At 67.1% G+C, this 1,691-nt stretch carries 2 protein-coding genes; one reads left to right on the forward strand and one right to left on the reverse strand.

Translation table 11 applies throughout. The features are described 5' to 3' along the window. The first annotated feature begins 49 nt into the window (after positions 1–49). Complete coding sequence (locus AC3ETA_RS47660; RefSeq protein WP_432199150.1) at positions 50–460, forward strand: DUF6924 domain-containing protein; 411 nt, start codon at positions 50–52, stop codon at positions 458–460. A gap of 21 nt (positions 461–481) precedes the next feature. On the opposite strand, the gene AC3ETA_RS47665 is transcribed toward AC3ETA_RS47660, so the two are convergent. Then, positions 482–1,603: an IS630 family transposase gene (locus AC3ETA_RS47665; protein ID WP_432199151.1), complete on the reverse strand. Its 1,122-nt coding sequence runs from the start codon at positions 1,601–1,603 to the stop codon at positions 482–484. Positions 1,604–1,691 lie beyond the last annotated feature (88 nt).

Here is a 1,691-nt window from a genome sequence, read left to right on the forward strand (position 1 = left end):
CTAGTGCTGTGACCGGATTGGTTCACCGGGTTGGCGGTACTGTCCGCGCATGCATCAGCTCCCGTGCACTTTGGAAGCCCTCGTTGTGCGTACTGACTTCTCGGCAGACGATGCTTGGGACGCTCTGCGCGCGGCGCTGGGCTTGCCCAGCAGGGACGGCTTCTTGGCCAACGTCGCACTCGTCGATGATCGGAGATACGAGGGTTTGACGGCCGAGTCGGCCCTCGACCTCATCCCTGCGGATTATCGGCATCCACTTCTTGTCCTTGCGGACTCTGTAGCTATCGCCTCGACTGAACTGCCGCTTCTCGTAGTGGACCTGCGGGGTGAGCGTGGGCGGTGTGTCCGCGTTGTGGCAGCCGAGCTGTGGAGCATCGAGAACAACCTCGCGGAGGCGAACATGGACTTCGAGGAGTTCGCCGACGCCGTCGGCGACGACGGCGTTTTCCGAGGCTTCTGAGTCACTGGCCGCCAGGCGGTGTCAGGCTGCGGGTGCGAGGGGGCGTCCGCCCCAGCGGATGCCCTTCTCGCTGCGGATGCGGGCGCGTTCTCTGCGTTGTGCGGCGAGTACGTCGGGGTGGCGGGCATTGGTGTTGCGCCAGCGCAGGTAGCGGTGCAGGGCCCGGGTCTGCGCGGGGTGGCTGCGGTGGTTCGAGTTGGCCAGGGTGAACTGCCGCAGTGGGCCGAAGTGGGCCTCGATCGGGTTGGCCCAGGAGGCGTAGGTCGGTGTGAAGCACAGCTCGACCTTGTTCTTCTTCGCCCAGCGGCGGATGCCCTGGCCGGTATGGGCGGAGAGGTTGTCCAGGATGATGTAGATCGGGGCGCCGTCGGGCCGGGCGGCGCGGATCGACTTCAGCGCGGCCAGGGTGTTGGCGGTGCCCTTGCGGCGGCGGTTGACGCCCCACAGCCGGTCGTCGCCGACGGAGTAGCAGCCGTGGAAGTAGGTGACGCCGTGGGTGCGATGGTAGGTCGCCGGAAGGCGGTCGGGCTTGCCCTGCTTGGCCCAGCAGGAACCTGCAGTCGGGCGGATGCCCAGGGGCCCGAACTCGTCGAAGGCGAAGACCCGGTCCGGGAAGTGCTCCAGCACGTGCTCGATGCGGTCGAGCTTGGCGTCGCGTTCGGGATCGGGCGACTCCTTCCAGGTCTTCGTCCGCTGGAAGGTGATCCCGCGGCGCCGGAGCAGGCACCGTAACGCTTCCCGGCCGATCCGTATGACGCGTCCGTGTACTTTCCGCAGGTAGGCGGCGAGTTTACGGATCGACCAGCGGGTGAAGGGCTGGCCGAGCTTGGCCGGGCGGGTGGTGGCCGTCTGGATGATGAAGTCCTCGTCGTCATCGCTGAGCAGGCGGGGACGGCCTCCCGCCCACTGAGGGTTCAGGCAGGCCAGGCCGATCTCGTTGAACCGGTGGATCACCTCACGCACCGTGTCCTTGTCGGCCTGGACCAGCTGCGCGATCACCGGGACGCGGTTCCCGCCGGCCGAGGCCAGCAGCATCATCGCGCGTCGGTAGCGCACCGAGCTGGTACTGCCCCGGCGCACGATCTGCTGCAGCTTCTGTCCTTCCTGGTCGGTAAGTCGGCGCACACGGACAGGCTCGGCCACTCGCACCTCCAGCGATTGAAACGAACGTGACCGCCCATCCAACCGCCCCAGCTACCAACCCCGCGAACCTTCCCGGTCACAGCACTAG

It is taken from the genome of Streptomyces sp. bgisy027 (assembly GCF_057710365.1).